General features: G+C 73.0%; 1 protein-coding gene and 1 pseudogene. One reads left to right on the forward strand and one right to left on the reverse strand.

Going from position 1 to position 1,692, the window contains the following annotated elements:
- Positions 1 to 464 (forward strand): annotated as a pseudogene (locus ABZ641_RS36175) (sodium:proton exchanger); the annotation flags it as partial.
- A 45-nt stretch (positions 465 to 509) separates the two neighbouring features.
- Here ABZ641_RS36175 and ABZ641_RS36180 read toward each other — a convergent pair.
- Entirely contained in the window at positions 510 to 1,460 is a 951-nt protein-coding gene (locus tag ABZ641_RS36180; RefSeq protein ID WP_359988724.1) for a DUF389 domain-containing protein, read from the reverse strand.
- Positions 1,461 to 1,692 lie beyond the last annotated feature (232 nt).

The raw sequence follows: 1,692 nt of genomic DNA on the forward strand, positions 1-1,692 counted from the left end.
TGGAGCTGGCCCCGGGGGAGCTCCTGGCCACGGCGACCGACCCCGGGGCCCGCCTGGAGGGCGTCACGACCGCGCTGCTGCTCACGGACGACGACGACCTGAACGCGCTCGCCTCGGTGGTCGTGCAGGACAGCCTCGACGGTCCGGTGTACCGGGTCGGCCCGCACCCCGGAGGCCAGGGCATCGTCGCCCCGTACACCGGCGGTGGCGTCCTCTTCGGGCCCGGCCTCGTCCGGAGCGTCCTGGAGGACCGCCACGAGCTCGGCGCGCGCTTCGTCGTGAGGCCGGCCGCCGACCCGTTCCCCCCGGGCCACGAACTGCTCTTCGTCGTGCGGGCCGACGGCCGACTCGAACCCGTCACCGAGGCCCAGGACGTCGTTCCGGCGGCCGACGACACGCTCGTGCTCCTGGGTCCCGTGCCGAACGCCTCCGCGCTGCCCACCCGCGCCCACGGCCAGGGCTGACCGCGTGCGCCGGTTCGGTGGTCCGCCCGGTCGGCGTGCGCCCGGTCAGTCCTTCCCCGCGTCGGCGCGGCGCTCCGCCCGCCGCCAGAAGCGTCGCTGCAGGCGGAGGGTGAGGACGCCGACGATCACGAGGACGACCACGTTCAGGAGGAGTTGGAACAGCGAGCCGCGGGCCTCGTGCCAGTCGGCGAAGGCGATCGAGACGGCGATGTCCGAGGCGGCCGGGATCGTGGTCACGGAGATGAAGACGCCGAGGAGCGCGCTCGCCCGTGCCTCCGTCAGCGAGACGATGCCGACCGCACCGGCGAGCGCGGCGACCACCAGCGAGAAGAAGTTGGGCGTGTCGATGAGCTGGGACACCGGCCGCAGCCCGTGCTTGAACGCGTCGGACTCCTGGTCCAGGGCCCGCGACAGCGCCGAGAAGCCCAGCGTCACCACGATGGCCAGGGAGAATCCGAGAGTCAGTGCGCGGGCGCCCTCACGGACCCGGCGGCGGTTGCCGCGGTCGATGCCCAGCGCCATGCTGACGATCGCGTTGTACTCGGGGCCGACCACCATCGCGGCCACGATGAGGATCTGGGAGTTCGACATGATGCCGACCGCACCGATGAGCCCGGCGACGACCAGGAACAGGTAGAAGGACGGCAGGTAGGTCCCCTCCGCCCGGATGTGGGCCTCGACCGCGGCCCACAGCGGCGTGTGGACGAGCGTGCTGGGCCGGTCGGCCTCGATCCGCTCGGCGTGCCGCGAGAACATCATCTCGACGTCCTCGACGGCGATGGACCCGGCGTGGTCGATCCCCAGACCGCGCAGGCCGCCCAGCACCTCGTTGGCGGCGGCCTTCATGACGTCACACTCGAGCGCGTCGCCGTCCGGCGAGTTCGACACCGCCCGCAGCACCACCAGGTTGAGGACGTCGCTGTTCGCGGTCAGCATGTCGATCGTCCGCTGGGTGAGCGACGGCGGCGTCACCATCCGAAAGTGGACCAGATCCATCCGAAGTCCTCCTACGACCCGGACCCGGGCGCCGCAGCGACCCCTCGGGACAGCACGGGGGCGGCCACCCGTCCTCGCAGGTGCGGCCGCGGCCCGGCGGTCCACTGCCGTGAACAGGGGCCCGCCGGGCTGCGGCACGGGAGGGCGGCGTGGCCGCGTCAGCCGGCCGGGTCGTACCAGGTGTCGTTGTCGACGAGCAGGGCGTCGGCCTCCTTGGGGCCCCAGGTGCCGC

The organism is Kitasatospora sp. NPDC007106, from assembly GCF_040634455.1.
Lineage (GTDB): Bacteria > Actinomycetota > Actinomycetes > Streptomycetales > Streptomycetaceae > Kitasatospora > Kitasatospora arboriphila.